This window comes from Pseudomonas sp. BJa3 (assembly GCF_026343815.1).
Taxonomy (GTDB): Bacteria; Pseudomonadota; Gammaproteobacteria; order Pseudomonadales; family Pseudomonadaceae; genus Aquipseudomonas; species Aquipseudomonas soli.
Map to the genome: position 1 here is coordinate 65,285 of NZ_JAOXMC010000009.1, position 15,290 is coordinate 80,574.

Here is a 15,290-nt window from a genome sequence, read left to right on the forward strand (position 1 = left end):
AGCTGGCGGCAAGATTAGCCTGTAGGACAATTCGGGTGCAACCGGGTGCAACCCGATTTTTTCAAGGTAAAGGTGCTACTCGTCTGAAGGATGTTTCCATACAACCGAAACGGTCTTTATTGGTTCAATTTGTTATGGAAAACGCTGTGTTTGCTCCGAATTGGAGCAAGAATGCGGTTTTATCTGAAAATGCATGGCTGGGTGCAACTGGCAAATGAAAAATGGTTGCACCTCGTTCACGTTGTTGCATAGGATTCGCCGCCTGGGTGCAACCGCCGTCGTGCACGGCGGGTCGCAAGAGATAAAAACAACGCCAGGGCACAACTCATGGGCAATCCACTAACGATCACTTTCGTGGTCTACATTGCGGTAATGGTGCTGATCGGCTTTGCCGCCTATCGCTCCACCAAGAACCTTTCCGACTATATTCTCGGCGGCCGTAGTCTCGGCAGCGTGGTCACCGCGCTTTCCGCCGGCGCATCGGACATGAGCGGCTGGCTGCTGATGGGCCTGCCGGGCGCCATCTACTTCGCGGGCCTTTCCGAGGCCTGGATCGCCATCGGCCTGACCGTTGGCGCCTACCTGAACTGGTTGTTCGTCGCTGGCCGGCTGCGTGTGCAGACCGAACACAACGGCGATGCCCTGACACTGCCGGACTACTTCGCCAGCCGTTTCGAAGATCAGACCGGCCTGCTGCGGATTATCTCGGCGATCGTCATCCTGGTTTTCTTCACCATCTACTGCGCCTCCGGCATTGTCGCCGGCGCCCGTCTGTTCGAAAGCACCTTCGGCATGTCCTATGAGACCGCCCTGTGGGCCGGTGCCGCAGCCACCATCGCCTACACCTTCGTCGGTGGCTTCCTGGCGGTGAGCTGGACCGACACCGTGCAGGCCTCGCTGATGATCTTCGCGCTGATTCTGACTCCGGTGATCGTGTTGATCTCCACCGGCGGCTTCGACCAGACCTTCGCTGCCATCGACGCGGTGAACCCGGCGCACTTCGACATGTTCAAGGGCGCCACCTTCATCGGCATCATCTCGCTGATGGGCTGGGGCCTGGGCTACTTCGGCCAGCCGCACATCCTGGCGCGGTTCATGGCTGCCGACTCGGTGAAGTCGATTGCCAACGCCCGTCGCATCTCCATGACCTGGATGATCCTCTGCCTGGCCGGTACCTGCGCCGTGGGCTTCTTCGGTATCGCCTACTTCTCGGCGCACCCTGACCTGGCCGGTCCGGTCACCGAAAACCACGAGCGCGTCTTCATCGAGCTGGCCAAGATCCTGTTCAACCCATGGGTCGCCGGTGTGCTGCTTTCGGCCATCCTGGCGGCGGTGATGAGCACCCTGAGCTGCCAACTGCTGGTGTGCTCCAGCGCCCTGACCGAAGACTTCTACAAGGCCTTCCTGCGCAAGAACGCTTCGCAGAAGGAGCTGGTATGGGTCGGTCGCATGATGGTGCTGGCCGTCGCGTTGATCGCCATCGCCATGGCCGCGAACCCCGAAAACCGCGTGCTGGGTCTGGTGGCCTACGCCTGGGCCGGCTTCGGTGCCGCCTTCGGCCCTGTCGTGCTGCTTTCGGTGCTGTGGAAAGGCATGACCCGCAATGGCGCGTTGGCGGGCATCGTGGTCGGTGCGCTGACCGTGATCGTCTGGAAACAGCTGGATACCGGCCTGTATGAGATCATCCCGGGCTTCCTTTTCGCCAGCATCGCCATCTTCCTGGTGAGCAAGCTTGGCAGCCCGACGAACAGCATGGTTTCGCGTTTTGAAACCGCTGATGCGCAGTATCACGCCGACAAGTAATACCTGCTGATTCGGCGTTGTCCCTGTCGCGGGACAAGCCCGCTCCTACGCAGCCTCTTCAAGTGGCGTGGGAGAGGGCTTGTCCCGCGATGCTTTTTGCGGCGGTCAAGGCAAGGTAAACTTGTCGCCTTCGCAGGAGCTGCCATGAACTATCGCCACGCCTTCCACGCCGGCAACCACGCCGACGTCCTCAAGCACATCGTGCTCACTCGCCTCATCGCCCTGATGTCGCGCAAGGAGCAGCCGTTCGCCTATATCGATACCCACGCAGGGCTTGGCCTGTACGACCTGCAGGGCGACCAGGCAAGCCTTACCGGTGAGTACCTCGAGGGCGTCGCCCGCCTGTGGAATCGCGATGACCTGCCCGCCGTTACCGCTGACTATCTGGGCGTTATCAAGCGCCTGAACAAGAACGGCGAGCTGCGCTACTACCCGGGCTCCCCCGAACTGGCCCGGCGTTTGATGCGTGAACAGGACCGTGCGCAGCTCAACGAAAAGCATCCTGAAGACGGCGTGCTGCTCAAAGAGAACATGAAAAAGGACCCGCGAGTCACCGTGCATCTGGGCGAGGGCTGGCACATCCCGCGGGCCCTGCTGCCGGTGCAGGAAAAACGCGCGATCATGTTGATCGACCCGCCGTTCGAGCAGGCCGACGAGCTCAAGCGCTGCACCGTGGCGATGAAGGAGGCGATCGGTCGCATGCGCCAGACCGTCGCGGCCATCTGGTACCCGATCAAGGACCAGCGCTCGCTGACCCGCTTCTACCAGGACCTCACCAGCACCGGTGCGCCCAAGCTGCTGCGCGTGGAACTGTATGTGCATCACCAGGACAGCCCGCAGGGCCTGAACGGCTCGGGCCTGGCCATCGCCAACCCACCGTGGGGCCTGGAAGATGAGCTCAAGGAGCTGCTGCCGTGGTTGGCCAAGGAACTGGCGCAGACCGCCGGCAGCTTCCGCATGGACTGGCTGATCGCCGAATAAACAGGCGTCGCAAGCACCGTGGGAGCGGCGATGCGGCGGCCTGACTTGCCCGGCGATGGCGTCAGCAAATCCAGCGCCATCGCGGGGCAAGCGCGCTGCCACGTCCATGCATCGCGTCAGGCGATCTTTGCGTTATAATCCCGCCCTTTAGCCGCCATCCGCCTGAATGGCCGGTGGCGCACTTCATACCGATTTGAGAGGCTAACCCCTTGGCACTGACGATTCTTGGCCTGTCCGGCGCCCTTAGCCATGACCCTTCCGCGGCCCTGTACATCGACGGCAAGCTGATTGCCGCCGCCGAAGAAGAGCGCTTCGTGCGTGACAAGCATGCGAAGAACCGCATGCCCTACGAGTCGGCGAAGTTCTGCCTGGAGCAGGCCGGCATCAAGCCGTCGGACGTCGACGTGGTGGCCATTCCTTTCGCCCCGATCAGCCTGTTCGGCAAGGCTCGCTGGCACTACGCCAAGCGCTACTGGTACGCCCCGGACCGCGCCCTCGACGCGCTGCTGATGGGCAACCGCCGTTACAAGCGCTATCGCAAGAAGATCGTCTGGTGCCTGGAGCAGTTGGGCTTCGATCCGAAGAAGATCAAGATCGAACCGGTCGAGCACCACCTGGCCCACGCCTCCAGCGCCTACCACTGCTCGGGCTTCAAAGAGAAGACCGCGATCCTCGGCATCGACGGCAAGGGCGAGTACGCCACTACCTTCTTCGGCTATGGCGAAAACGGCAAGATCCACAAGATCAAGGAATTCTTCGACCCGGATTCCCTGGGTGGCCTGTATGGCGCGATCACCGAGTTCCTCGGCTTCGAGATGCTCGATGGCGAGTTCAAGGTCATGGGCATGGCGCCGTATGGCGATGCCAGCAAATATGACTTCTCGCGCCTGGCCAGCTTCGAAAACGGCGAGCTGGTGATCAACACCGAGTACGCCAACGTCATTGGCCTGCGCCGCTATAAAGAGAAGGGCAAGGGCTTCTACTTCTCGCCCAAGCTGATCGAGTGGTTGGGTCCGAAACGCGAAGGCGATATCGCCGACGAGCCGTATATCCACTACGCGGCGAGCATGCAGGCATTGTTCGAGAAACTCGCCCTGCAGATGATCGACCACTACCTGGGCGATACCCTGAAAGAGACCGGCAAGCTGGCCTTCGCCGGCGGCTGTGCGCTGAACGTCAAACTGAACCAGAAGATCATCGCCCGCGATGACGTGAAAGAGTTGTTCGTCCAGCCAGCGTCCGGCGACGCCGGTACTGCGGTAGGTGCAGCTGCCTATGTGTCCCACGCCCGTGGCGTGCCGGTCGAGAAGATGGAGCACGTCTATCTCGGCCCTGCGTACTCCAACGAAGACGTGATCGCCGCCTGCGCCCGTCACCCGAGCAAACCGGTATGGCGCAAGCTCGAGAACATGCCCGAGCAGATTGCCAAGATCATGGTCGACGGCAACCCGGTTGCCTGGTTCCAGGGTCGCATGGAGTTTGGCCCGCGCGCACTGGGTGGTCGCTCGATCATCGGTTGCCCGAGCGTGCCGGGCGTGGCCGACCGCATCAACCACCAGATCAAGTTCCGCGAGCGCTGGAGGCCTTTCTGCCCATCGATGCTCGACACCGTCGCGCCGCAGATGATCAAGATCGACCATCCGGCCCCGTTCATGACCTTCACCTTCGAAGTGGCTGAAGAGTGGAAGACCCGCGTGCCGGAAGTGGTCCACGAGGACGGTACCTCGCGTGCCCAGGTGCTCAAGCGCGAGTACAATCCGCGCTACTACGACATGATGAAGGCGCTGGAAGACCTGACCGGCAACGGCGTGTCGCTGAACACCTCGCTCAACCGCCGTGGCGAACCGATGATCTGCTCGCCGACCGACGCCCTGAACATGTTCTTCGGCTCGGACCTGCAGTACCTGATCATGGAAGACATCCTGGTGGTCAAGGAAGGCGCCGCGCCGTATGACCAGCCGCTCTGAACCGCGGATCCTGCAGTTCTGCCATGGCTATGACGGGCCGTTCCTCGACTGCGCCCGTCAATACGCCAGCCTGTTCCAGGGCAGCGGCTACAAGGTCACCACCGTGTTCCTCACCGGGGCAGCTGACGCGCAGGTCGCGGCTGGCTGCGCCTCGGACGAGGTATTGTTCCTGGAATTCAGTTCAAAGGCCGTGCGTGGCCTGAAACTGGGTGCCATCGCCGCGCTGCGCAAGATCGCCGCGCAGCGCAATTTCGCGTTCTGCATCGCCCACCGCTTCAAGCCGATCTATGTCGCGCTGCTGGGCACCGGCCTGCCGGTGATCGGCGTGCACCACGCGTTTGGCGACTACCAGCGCAAGGGGCGTCGCCTGTTCGCCAACCTGTTCCGTAAACGCCTGAGCCTGCTCGGTGTCTCGGATGCGGTGCGCGACGACATGCGACGCTGCCTGGGGCTTTGGCCGGCCGAGCGTATCCAGACCCTGTACAACCGCATCGATGTCGAGACATTGCAGGCCAGCTTGGTGCCGCGTGACGAGGCGCGTCGTGCCTTGGGCCTGGATGAGCATGCCTGGGTGGTGGGCAATGTCGGTCGCCTGCACCCGGACAAGGACCAGGCCACGCTGTTGCGCGGCTTCGCCGAAGCCTTGCCTGGCCTGCCGGCTGGCGCGCGGCTGGCAATCCTGGGCAAGGGCCGCCTCGAGGCGCAGCTCAGGGCATTGGCCGCTGAGCTGGGCATTGCCGGGCAGGTGGACTTTCTCGGCCAGGTGCCGGACGCCCGCCGTTACTTCCGCGCCTTCGATGTATTTGCACTGAGCTCCGACCATGAGCCGTTCGGCATGGTCCTGCTGGAGGCCATGGTGGCAGGCGTGCCGCTCCTGGCCACTGCCTGTGGCGGCGCCCGGGAAGTGGTTGAGGGTGTGGGCGTGCTGTTCCCGCTGGGCGATGCCGCGCAGCTGGCCCAGGGCCTGAAACACATGGCCGGGTTGGACGCCGGGCAGCGCGAGGCCTGTGCTTTGCACATGCTGCAGCGCCTGCAGCAGCGTTTCAGCGACCAGGCAGTGCGCGGTGCCTTCTGGCAGTTGCCGCAGGTGCGTGCGCTGGTCGCGGAGGCCTGATGCTCAAATTTATCCAAGGCTGGCGCGAACGCGGTTGGCAAGTCATCGACGCGGCCGCCTACGGCGATACCTGGCAGCGGTTTGGCGGCAGTGTGGCGACCCATCCTCTGGTGATCGAGCAACTGGCCGACCTGGCCCAGATCCCGGTGCGTTATCTGGGTTTTCCACAGGATGGTGAGCTCAAGGCCGCGTTGCCGGTATGGGGGCGCCACTTGGCGCTGTCCAAGGACGTGCTCAAGCGACATGGCAAAAAAGGCCTGTTCGACTTGGGCAACGCCGAGATCATCCTGCCGGCCGCCGATGACTGCGCCGCGCCGCTGCGCCATGCCGGGCGTTACCTGTCCGAACTGAACCAGGGCCGTTTCAGCGGTCTCAAGGCGCAGCCAGAGCAGCTGGCCATGTCTCGTCCGCACGAGGACCTGTCGAAGAAGTTTCGCTATAACCAGCGCCGCGAGCTGCGCCTGCTGGAAGAGGCCGGCGGCCAGGTGCGACCGATTGGCGATTTCACTGCAGCCGAGATCGCGGCGATGTACTGTGACTTGTTTCAGCGTCGCTGGGGGTTCCCGGCTACCGGCGCGGCCCGCATGGCCGAAGTGGTCGAGCGCCTGCGCGAACTGTTGATTGGCTCCGTGCTGTTCCTGGAGGGCGCGCCGATCGCGATCCAGCTGGTGTATCGCGTCGAGGCGCCACAATGGATCAGCGTTGAATATGTAAACGGCGGTGTCGATCCAGAGACCAAGGCCTTCAGCCCTGGTAGCGTACTGAGCTTCCTCAATACCCAGGCTGCCTGGGAGGATGCCAATGCCCGCGGCAAGGCGCTGCGGTTCTCCTTCGGCCGAGCCGATCGAGAGTACAAGGATCGTTGGTGCAACCCCGTCAACGTCTTCCAGGTCTGAACATGAGCGCCAACAAGCAGCAACTGCTCAAACGCCATCGCAAGCGCAAGCGGGTGATCCTGCTGGTGTTGCTTGTCGCGCTGTTGCTGACGGCGCTGTGGGCATCGTGGTTGCCGCCTGTCCTCGCGCTGGTGTTGTGGGTGGCCCATGAGGCCTGGTTCTCCGACCACCTGTTCTACGTGCCCGGCAGCGACTACCAGTACGACTTGCAGGCCAGCGAGCGTCATGCACTGCACGGCCTTGGCGGGGTGCTTGCGTTGCCGAAAGATTGCCAACTGGACGGTAACGAGACCCTGTTGCTGCGGGTGAATCTGCGCGCCGGTTGGTTGGGGCGCCTGCTCGACCCGGCGGTACGCATCGAAGGTGGCGTCGCCGATTGCCAGACCTTCGAGCGTGGTGTCCGCGGTGTGCGCTACCTGAACCTGGGGGGACAGGCAGAGGCGCTGGGCGCCGGGCGGCTGCGCCTGAGTGGCCGGCACTGCCGCGTGGCGCCGGAGATGGAATTGCTGGTGTTCCGTCACGCCGACTACCTGGCCGGCTCGCTGATGGTCATCGCACCCCATGCCGACGATGCCGAGCTTGCGGCATTCGCCGCTTATGCTCAGGCAAAAAGCAGCTGGATCGTGACTCTGACCGCAGGCGAGATCGAGAACGCGTATTATCGCGAAACCTTCGGCCTTGACCTGGTAGAGGCGGCCCGGCTCAAGGGCGAGTTGCGCAGTTGGGACAGCATCGCCGTGCCCCGCTGGGCCGGGGTGCCTTCCCAGCAGTGCGTGCAGTTGGGTTATTTCTGCATGCAACTGCCGGCCATGCAGGCCGAGCCCGGGACACCTGTCGCATCGCGCGAGGCCGACCTGGTCGACACCCGGCCATTCCGCCGTTTCAACGAGGTCGCGTTGCGCAGCGATGCCGATGGCCGGCCGACCTGGAACAACCTGGTCCAGGACCTGCGCGAGCTCATCGAGCATGCGCGTCCGGCAACCATCGTGATGCCGCACCCGACGCTCGATCCCCACCCGGACCACGTGTGCGCCCATGACGCCCTGCAGCAAGCGTTGCAGGGGGCGAGTTGGCAGCCGCAAACCTTGCTGTTGTACGCCAATCACCTGCACGACAATGATCGCTGGCCGATGGGCGATGCAGGTACCGGGGTACCTTTGCCACCGTTCTTCGATGCAAGCCTGCCCATGCGCCCCTGGGTGCTCGGGGTTGGTGCGCAGGAGCAGAGGCAAAAGGCCATCGCTTTGGGTATGATGCACGACCTGCAGCCCGCGGCTCCATTCAAACGCAGGGTTCGTCGCTTCCTGCAGCGCTGCCTGGCCGCCCGGCGCTGGCCGGCATTCGGTGACAATGAATTCTTCCGCAAGGCCGTACGGCGCCACGAACTGCTGTGGGTCGGTACAGTGATCGACAAGAGAGAGCCACGGTGAAAGTCCTGTTCCTGGTCCAGAAAGAGCAACGCGCCATCCTGGACCGTCTTTACGAAGGCATCGCGGCCGACTGCGAGTGCGATATCCGCTGGCTTACCGGTGACCAGCAGGCCGACTTGCGTAGCTATTTCCGCGAACATGTGCAAGTCGATCAGTACGACCGCATCCTGTTCTTCCTGCGGTTCAAGAAAGAAATCCGCCAGGCGCGTTTCATCCGTACCATCCCGAACCTGGTGATCCTCGAGCACGACGCCTACCAGAACTACATACCGTGCAAGTACACCGGCAAGTTCAGCGAGTACTATCGCCAGTTGCCGTGGGCACGGGTCATCACTTCAGGTGCCGTGGTTACCCGTCGCTTGCGTGATGAAGGCTTCGATGCGGTATTCGTACCGAAGGGCTACGACCAGGCGCTGCTGCGCAACGAAAACCGCGAGCGCGACATCGAACTGGCGTTCGTCGGCAGCCTGCGCAGCGTGGCCTACTCGGGTCGCAAGCAGATGCTCGAGTCGATCGCGGCGGTGGAAAATCTGCTGATCACCCGCACCAAGTCGGGCGAGGAATACAGCCAGACCCTTAGCCGCATCCGCTTTTTCGTCAGTGCCGACGTCGGCATGGGCGAGTACATGATCAAGAACTTCGAAGCCATGGCCTGTGGTTGCGTCCTGTTCGCCTATGACCAGGGCGAGGAGGAGAACCAGGCACTGGGTTTCGTCGACATGCACAATATCGTGCTCTATCGCGACCTTGAACAACTACGCGAGAAGCTCGCCCAGCTGCGTGGCGACCTGGCCCTGGCCGAGCGTATCTCGAGCAACGGCCAGCAACTGGCCGAGCAGCGTTATACCTTTCACGCGCTAGGGCAGGCGATCACCGAGGCCATGCGCGCGCCGTTACGCCCGGCCAGCAAACCCGGCCTGGTGGAGCGCCTGCTACGTGCCATTGGTTGGTCGCGTTAAGCCCTAAAACACATCGAGGAAGCCATGATCTTCAGTGAAAACAGCGAGATCACACTGGTGGTGACCAGCTGTGGTCGTTTTGAACTGCTCAAGCGCACGCTCGAGAGTTTCGATCTCTACAACACGGCGCCCATCCGCGAAGTGTTCATCACCGAAGACTCCGGTGACGAGGCGGTACGCGACTGCATTCCCGAGCACTGGCGCGAGCACACCACCTTCATCGTCAACAATCCCAAGCTCGGGCAGTTGCGTTCGGTGGATGCCGCCTACTCACAGGTCAAGACGTTCTGGGTGTTCCACTGCGAGGATGACTGGGCATTCTATCGCCCGGGTTTCGTCGAGGAGTCCCAGGCATTGCTCGAAGCCGACCCGCAAGCCCTGCAGGTCTGGCTGCGCAGCTTCAACCATGACTTGCAGGTGCACAGCCCCTACGTGTTCCTGGAGGCGCGTCAGGTGCTGCAGGGTATCCCCTTCCACAAGCTGGGTTCGCACAAGGCGGAATGGCAGGGGTTCTCTTTCAACCCTGGCCTGCGCAGGCTCGCCGACTACCAGGCGCATGCGCCGTACGCCGCGCATTCGGGCGAGAAGAGCCTGTCGCGGCTGTACGCCGAGCGTGACCGCTACGCGCTGATCCTCGAGAACGACGCGGTGCTGCACACAGGGTTCGGCGAGCATGTGGAAATGCCGGAAGAGAAGATCAAGAAGGCTCGACGCAAGCGCATGGATCGCATTCGCCTGCTGGGCGTGTTGTTTATTGGACTATTGCTTGGATGGGTGTTGAAGGATGTTTGAAGGGATTGGCAGCGATAACCGCATGAGTCGGCGCTATTTCAGCGCGGCGTTGATCGTGTTCCTGGCCAGCTTCGTGCTGATGGCCTCATCGAAATGGACCAACAACATTTTCTACGCCTTCATTGCGTTGCCTGGCCTGGTGTTCCTGGTCAAGGAGCGTGGTGCGGGGCTGTTCAGCGACAAGCTTGGCCTGGCGTGGCTGGTGTTCCTGCTGTGGTTCCTGGTACCGGCGGCGATTGCCGGTGAGGGGCAGTTCTACAAGCATATCGTCTATGTGACATTGTTTGTCTTCGTCGTGGCCGCGTTGGTGAATCATGATTTCATGCGTTCCTGGGTATTTGCCCGGGCGCTGTTCTGGATCATCTGCCTGTATATCTTCGCCTATGCGCTTTACGCCTATGCGACGGGGTTGTATGCCTTGGGGCAGCGTGTCGATCTGCTGCCGGCGCGAATGGAAAATGTCATCTACGTCAGTATCTGGCTGCTGTGTGCCTTGGCGCTGGCCATGCCGCATTGGTTGCGCAGGCAGCTTTGGGTCGAAGCGTTCGCAGCCGTGGTACTTTCCGTGGTGGCGGTGAGCTTCGTGCTGCAGACCCGCACGGCAATGCTTGGTGCTGCGTTCCTGTTCGCTGCCTGGGCAGTTTGGGCGCTGTGGCGCTTTCCCCGAATCGCTGGTCCATGGCTGCTGGGGTTCGCGGTGCTAGGGGCTGTGGTGCTCTGGCTGATCAAGGATGCCAGCTGGGTTCATTCGGTCATCGCCCGTGGTGACTCCTTCCGCGGTGAGCTGTTCCGCGTCATGGTCGGCGAGTGGCAGAACTGTGGCTGGGCCCTGGGCTGCGGGGTGGAGTTCCATACCGACAAGCTGCTTGCCGGCACCATGCCGATCCAGCACCCGCACAATATCTTCGTTGCCTTGGGGCTTTACACCGGTGGTGTTTCGCTGCTGCTGTTCCTGGTCATCGTGGCGATGACCCTGGTCCAGGCCGTGCGCCTGCGCGACCCGTGGGGCATGTACCTGGCCTGTGCCTTGGTCATGCTCAACTTCGACGGTAGCAAGCTGATTGGTAACCCCGACGAGCTATGGCCGCTGGTCCTGCTGCCAGCAGCCATGGTACTTGGCCGTGGGTTGCAGCAGCGACGTTTGCGCTGATGATGACGATGGCCGCCTCCGGGCGGCCATCGTCGTTCAGGCCAGTGCGCTGGCCAGGTCCTGGCGACGGCAGACCTGCTGGCTGGCCAGGTAGGCCTCGATGAACAGGTTGTCGCGGTCACCCAGCAACCATTCCCGATCTTGCCGATACCGCAGCATGTGGCGGAAGTTGCGCTGACGTTGTGAGCGGCGAAGTGGCTTGCGGTACATGCGCAGGTCGGCGACATCGATCAACCCCAGCTTGCCTTCGGGCGTCAGTACCACGTTGCCCAGATGCGCGGAGCGGAAGTACACGCCTGACTCGTGCAGCGTCGCGATGAACTGCCCGAGCTGGTCGCGCAGATCGGGATGCTCGCCGGGTTGCTCCAGTAGCTGACGCAGCGTGTGCCCTGGGAGCGGGTCGTAATGCACGGCATCGCGGGCGATCTCGGCGATACGGTACACCGCCTTGACCTGTGGGCAGGGGATGCCGCGCGCGGCCAGGGCCTTGCAGTTGTCGGCGAAGCGTCGGGCATAGGGATACCAGGCCGCCGAGCTGATCAGGCGCTTGCGCCGGAACAGCTTGAGCATCGTGCCGTCGCGCAGGCGCAGGACCTTGTCGCCAGTGCCGTCGGCTTCGAGGACATGAGCGCCCTCGCGCAGGGCAAGGTAGCGGGCGTGGTCAAGTGCGTGCATCTAGCCTCCAGGGCCATGGGTTCGGGACAGCCGCCTATCTTACCTGCAGCGGGCGGTGCGAGACACCGCGTGTGTTATAATCCCGACTCTTTTTGACCCGACGGATTCTCATGACAGTTCCCGAATCGTCTTCGCCTGCGAGCCTGAAGATCTACCTGCGCCTGCTGGGCTACGTCAAACCTTATATTGGCATCTTCCTGCTGAGCATCGTCGGTTTCGTGATCTTCGCATCGACCCAACCGATGCTGGCCGGGATCCTCAAGTATTTCGTCGACGGCCTGAGCAACCCCCAGGCGGTGTTGTTCCCCAGCGTGCCTTACCTGCGCGACCTGCAGTTGCTGCAGGCGGTGCCGCTGCTGATCATCCTGATCGCCGCCTGGCAGGGCCTGGGCTCGTTCCTGGGCAACTACTACCTGTCCAAGGTTTCGTTGTGCCTGGTTCACGACCTGCGCGTCGAGTTGTTCAACAAGCTGCTGGTGCTGCCCAACCGCTACTTCGACAACCACAACTCCGGGCACCTGATTTCGCGCATCACCTTCAACGTGACCATGGTTACCGGCGCGGCCACGGATGCCATCAAGGTGGTCATCCGTGAAGGCCTGACAGTGGTGTTCCTGTTCGCCTACCTGCTGTGGATGAACTGGAAACTGACCCTGGTGATGGTGGCGATCCTGCCGCTGATCGCGGTGATGGTGAGTACCGCCAGCAAGAAATTCCGCAAGCAGAGCAAGAAGATCCAGGTGGCCATGGGCGATGTCACTCATGTGGCCTCCGAGACCATCCAGGGCTATCGCGTGGTGCGCAGCTTCGGTGGCGAAAGCTACGAAGAGCGTCGCTTCAACGCTGCCAGCCAGAGCAACACCGACAAGCAGCTGCGCATGACCAAGACCGGCGCGCTGTACACGCCGTTGCTGCAACTGGTGATCTACACCGCCATGGCCACGCTGATGTTCCTGGTGCTGTTCCTGCGCGGCGAGGCGTCGGCCGGTGACCTGGTGGCCTACATCACGGCGGCCGGGTTGCTGCCCAAGCCGATTCGCCAGCTCTCGGAAGTCAGCTCGACCATCCAGAAGGGCCTTGCCGGTGCCGAGAGCATCTTCGAGCAGTTGGACGAGAAGCCGGAGGTCGATGCCGGCACCGTCGAGAAGGAACGGGTCGACGGACGCCTCGAAGTACGCAACCTCAGCTTCACCTACCCCGGCACCGAGCGTCAGGTGCTCAGCGACATCAGCTTCACCGCCGAGCCTGGGCAGATGATCGCCCTGGTCGGACGGTCCGGCAGCGGCAAGTCGACGCTGGCGGCGCTGATTCCGCGGTTCTATCACCACACGGAAGGGCAGATCCTGCTCGACGGCGTGGAAATCGAACAGTACCGCCTGCGCAACCTGCGTCGCCATGTGTCCCAGGTGACCCAGCACGTCACCCTGTTCAACGACACGGTGGCCAACAACATCGCCTACGGTGACCTGGCCGGCGCCCCCCGGGCGGATATCGAGGCCGCCGCCGCCGATGCCTACGCCAAGGAGTTCGTCGACCAGTTGCCCAAGGGCTTTGATACCGAGGTCGGCGAGAACGGCGTGCTGCTCTCCGGAGGCCAGCGCCAGCGTCTGGCGATTGCGCGGGCGTTGCTGAAAAACGCGCCACTGCTGATCCTCGACGAGGCGACCTCGGCCCTGGATACCGAGTCCGAGCGTCACATCCAGGCGGCGCTGGACCACGTGATGGAAGGTCGCACCACCCTGGTGATCGCCCACCGCCTGTCGACCATCGAGAAAGCCGACCTGATTCTGGTAATGGATCAAGGCCGTCTGGTGGAGCGTGGCACCCACGCCGAACTGCTCCAGGCCAATGGCCATTATGCCCGCCTGCACGCCATGGGCCTGGACGAAGCGGAAAAGGCCGATATCACCTGATCGGCCGTAGGGTGGGGCCCGCGCGGCCCCGCCAGTCAATCGATACAGCATTGCCGCGGTTGGCCGTAAAGCCCTGCGCAACCCTGTGCTAATATCCTGCCCCTGTTCACTTTTCCAATGATGGGTTGCCCATGAAGTTGTCCATGCCGCGTTTCGATCAAGCCCCGGTATTGGTGGTCGGCGATGTCATGCTCGACCGCTACTGGCATGGCGGTACTTCGCGTATCTCGCCTGAAGCGCCGGTGCCAGTGGTCAAGGTCGATCAGATCGAGGACCGTCCCGGCGGCGCCGCCAACGTGGCTTTGAACATCGCCGCGCTCGGGGCCCCGGCCGCGTTGGTCGGTGTTACTGGCCAGGATGAGGCTGCCGACAGCCTGTCCAACAGCCTGCAGGCCGCCGGCGTGCGCTCGATCTTCCAGCGCATCGCCCATCAGCCGACCATCGTCAAGCTGCGTGTCATGAGCCGCCACCAGCAGTTGCTGCGCATCGATTTCGAAGAGCCCTTCGCCACCGACCCGCTATCGCTGGGGGCGGAAGTGGATGCCTTGCTCGAAGGGGTCAAGGTGCTTGTGCTGTCCGACTACGGCAAGGGCGCGCTGAAGAATCACCAGTCGTTGATCCAGGCTGCGCGCAGCAAGGGCATCCCGGTGCTGGCCGACCCCAAGGGCAAGGATTTCTCGATCTACCGCGGCGCCAGCCTGATCACCCCGAACCTCAGCGAGTTCGAGACCATCGTCGGCCGTTGCGCCGACGAAGCCGAGCTTGTTGCCAAGGGTCTGAAGCTGCTCGAAGAGCTGGACCTGGGCGCGCTGCTGGTGACCCGTGGCGAGCACGGCATGACCTTGCTGCGCATCGGCCATCCGGCGCTGCACCTGCCGGCCCGAGCCCGTGAGGTGTTCGATGTCACCGGTGCCGGCGATACGGTGATTTCCACTCTCGCCGCGGCCATTGCCGCAGGCGAAGACCTGCCGCACGCGGTCGCCCTGGCCAACCTGGCTGCCGGCATCGTGGTCGGCAAGCTGGGCACCGCCGCGATCAGCGCACCCGAACTGCGCCGGGCGATCCAACGCGAGGAAGGCTCCGAGCGCGGTGTGTTGGGCTTGGAGCAGTTGCTGCTGGCCATCGACGACGCCCGGGCGCACAACGAGAAAATCGTCTTCACCAATGGCTGTTTCGATATCCTGCACGCGGGCCACGTGACCTATCTGGAGCAGGCGCGTGCCCAGGGTGATCGCCTGATCGTCGCCATCAACGACGATGCCTCGGTCAGCCGCCTGAAAGGCCCGGGTCGTCCGATCAACAGCGTCGATCGACGCATGGCCGTACTCGCCGGGCTCGGTGCGGTGGACTGGGTTATCAGCTTCCCCGAGGATACTCCCGAGAACCTGTTGCGTCAGGTCAAGCCAGATGTGCTGGTCAAGGGCGGCGACTACGGTATCGACCAGGTTGTCGGCGCCGACATCGTCAAGGCCTATGGTGGCACGGTGAAGGTGCTCGGCCTGGTGGAGAACAGCTCGACCACGGCGATCGTCGAGAAGATCCGCAAGCACTGAGACAGTGCTTGCGCGGGACAAGCCCGCTGCCACGATAGGTGGGGGCGGGCTTGTCCA

12 protein-coding genes are annotated in these 15,290 nt (G+C 62.8%); 11 read left to right on the forward strand and 1 reads right to left on the reverse strand.

Features of this window, described 5'->3' with window-relative positions:
- Positions 1 to 327: 327 nt before the first annotated feature.
- The 9 genes from putP (at position 328) to OH705_RS13150 (ending at position 11,092) form a co-directional block, all read left to right on the forward strand.
- On the forward strand, positions 328 to 1,803 hold the full coding sequence (gene putP, locus OH705_RS13110; RefSeq protein WP_023630134.1) for a sodium/proline symporter PutP: 1,476 nt from the start codon (positions 328 to 330) through the stop codon (positions 1,801 to 1,803).
- 144 nt (positions 1,804 to 1,947) lie between these two features.
- Positions 1,948 to 2,784 carry a 23S rRNA (adenine(2030)-N(6))-methyltransferase RlmJ gene (locus OH705_RS13115; RefSeq protein WP_267302331.1) on the forward strand — a complete coding sequence of 279 codons (837 nt, stop codon included), beginning with the start codon at positions 1,948 to 1,950 and terminating at the stop codon, positions 2,782 to 2,784.
- A 209-nt stretch (positions 2,785 to 2,993) separates the two neighbouring features.
- Positions 2,994 to 4,751 (forward strand): carbamoyltransferase, encoded by a 1,758-nt coding sequence (locus OH705_RS13120; protein WP_023630136.1) that lies wholly within the window; start codon positions 2,994 to 2,996, stop codon positions 4,749 to 4,751.
- Entirely contained in the window at positions 4,735 to 5,865 is a 1,131-nt protein-coding gene (locus OH705_RS13125; RefSeq protein ID WP_267302332.1) for a glycosyltransferase, read from the forward strand. The genes OH705_RS13120 and OH705_RS13125 overlap by 17 nt, the downstream gene beginning before the upstream one ends.
- A complete protein-coding gene (locus OH705_RS13130; RefSeq protein WP_267302333.1) occupies positions 5,865 to 6,761 on the forward strand; it encodes an antimicrobial resistance protein Mig-14 in 897 nt (298 codons plus the stop codon). The genes OH705_RS13125 and OH705_RS13130 overlap by 1 nt, the downstream gene beginning before the upstream one ends.
- 2 nt (positions 6,762 to 6,763) lie before the next feature.
- Entirely contained in the window at positions 6,764 to 8,191 is a 1,428-nt protein-coding gene (locus OH705_RS13135; RefSeq protein ID WP_267302334.1) for a PIG-L deacetylase family protein, read from the forward strand.
- On the forward strand, positions 8,188 to 9,150 hold the full coding sequence (locus OH705_RS13140; protein ID WP_267302335.1) for a glycosyltransferase family protein: 963 nt from the start codon (positions 8,188 to 8,190) through the stop codon (positions 9,148 to 9,150). The genes OH705_RS13135 and OH705_RS13140 overlap by 4 nt, the downstream gene beginning before the upstream one ends.
- 24 nt (positions 9,151 to 9,174) lie before the next feature.
- Complete coding sequence (locus tag OH705_RS13145; RefSeq protein ID WP_267302336.1) at positions 9,175 to 9,942, forward strand: glycosyltransferase family 2 protein; 768 nt, start codon at positions 9,175 to 9,177, stop codon at positions 9,940 to 9,942.
- Between the two features lie 22 nt (positions 9,943 to 9,964).
- Positions 9,965 to 11,092 carry an O-antigen ligase domain-containing protein gene (locus OH705_RS13150; protein WP_267302337.1) on the forward strand — a complete coding sequence of 376 codons (1,128 nt, stop codon included), beginning with the start codon at positions 9,965 to 9,967 and terminating at the stop codon, positions 11,090 to 11,092.
- Positions 11,093 to 11,128: 36 nt separating this feature from the next.
- On the opposite strand, the gene OH705_RS13155 is transcribed toward OH705_RS13150, so the two are convergent.
- Positions 11,129 to 11,767 carry a phosphotransferase gene (locus OH705_RS13155; protein ID WP_267302338.1) on the reverse strand — a complete coding sequence of 213 codons (639 nt, stop codon included), beginning with the start codon at positions 11,765 to 11,767 and terminating at the stop codon, positions 11,129 to 11,131.
- A 110-nt stretch (positions 11,768 to 11,877) separates the two neighbouring features.
- Between OH705_RS13155 and msbA the strand changes: the two genes are divergently transcribed.
- Positions 11,878 to 13,680, forward strand: coding sequence for a lipid A export permease/ATP-binding protein MsbA (gene msbA, locus OH705_RS13160; protein WP_046853969.1), 1,803 nt, complete (start codon positions 11,878 to 11,880; stop codon positions 13,678 to 13,680).
- 131 nt (positions 13,681 to 13,811) lie between these two features.
- On the forward strand, positions 13,812 to 15,233 hold the full coding sequence (gene hldE / locus OH705_RS13165) for a bifunctional D-glycero-beta-D-manno-heptose-7-phosphate kinase/D-glycero-beta-D-manno-heptose 1-phosphate adenylyltransferase HldE (protein ID WP_104444823.1): 1,422 nt from the start codon (positions 13,812 to 13,814) through the stop codon (positions 15,231 to 15,233).
- Positions 15,234 to 15,290 lie beyond the last annotated feature (57 nt).

Bases quoted from the DNA above. Each gene is read 5' to 3' on its own strand.
- msbA (WP_046853969.1), top strand. From the start codon at position 11,878: ATGACAGTTCCCGAATCGTCTTCGCCTGCGAGCCTGAAGATCTACCTG.
- OH705_RS13115 (WP_267302331.1), top strand. From the start codon at position 1,948: ATGAACTATCGCCACGCCTTCCACGCCGGCAACCACGCCGACGTCCTC.
- OH705_RS13150 (WP_267302337.1), top strand. From the start codon at position 9,965: ATGAGTCGGCGCTATTTCAGCGCGGCGTTGATCGTGTTCCTGGCCAGC.
- OH705_RS13145 (WP_267302336.1), top strand. From the start codon at position 9,175: ATGATCTTCAGTGAAAACAGCGAGATCACACTGGTGGTGACCAGCTGT.
- OH705_RS13155 (WP_267302338.1), bottom strand. From the start codon at position 11,767: ATGCACGCACTTGACCACGCCCGCTACCTTGCCCTGCGCGAGGGCGCT.
- OH705_RS13135 (WP_267302334.1), top strand. From the start codon at position 6,764: ATGAGCGCCAACAAGCAGCAACTGCTCAAACGCCATCGCAAGCGCAAG.
- OH705_RS13125 (WP_267302332.1), top strand. From the start codon at position 4,735: ATGACCAGCCGCTCTGAACCGCGGATCCTGCAGTTCTGCCATGGCTAT.
- putP (WP_023630134.1), top strand. From the start codon at position 328: ATGGGCAATCCACTAACGATCACTTTCGTGGTCTACATTGCGGTAATG.
- OH705_RS13130 (WP_267302333.1), top strand. From the start codon at position 5,865: ATGCTCAAATTTATCCAAGGCTGGCGCGAACGCGGTTGGCAAGTCATC.
- hldE (WP_104444823.1), top strand. From the start codon at position 13,812: ATGAAGTTGTCCATGCCGCGTTTCGATCAAGCCCCGGTATTGGTGGTC.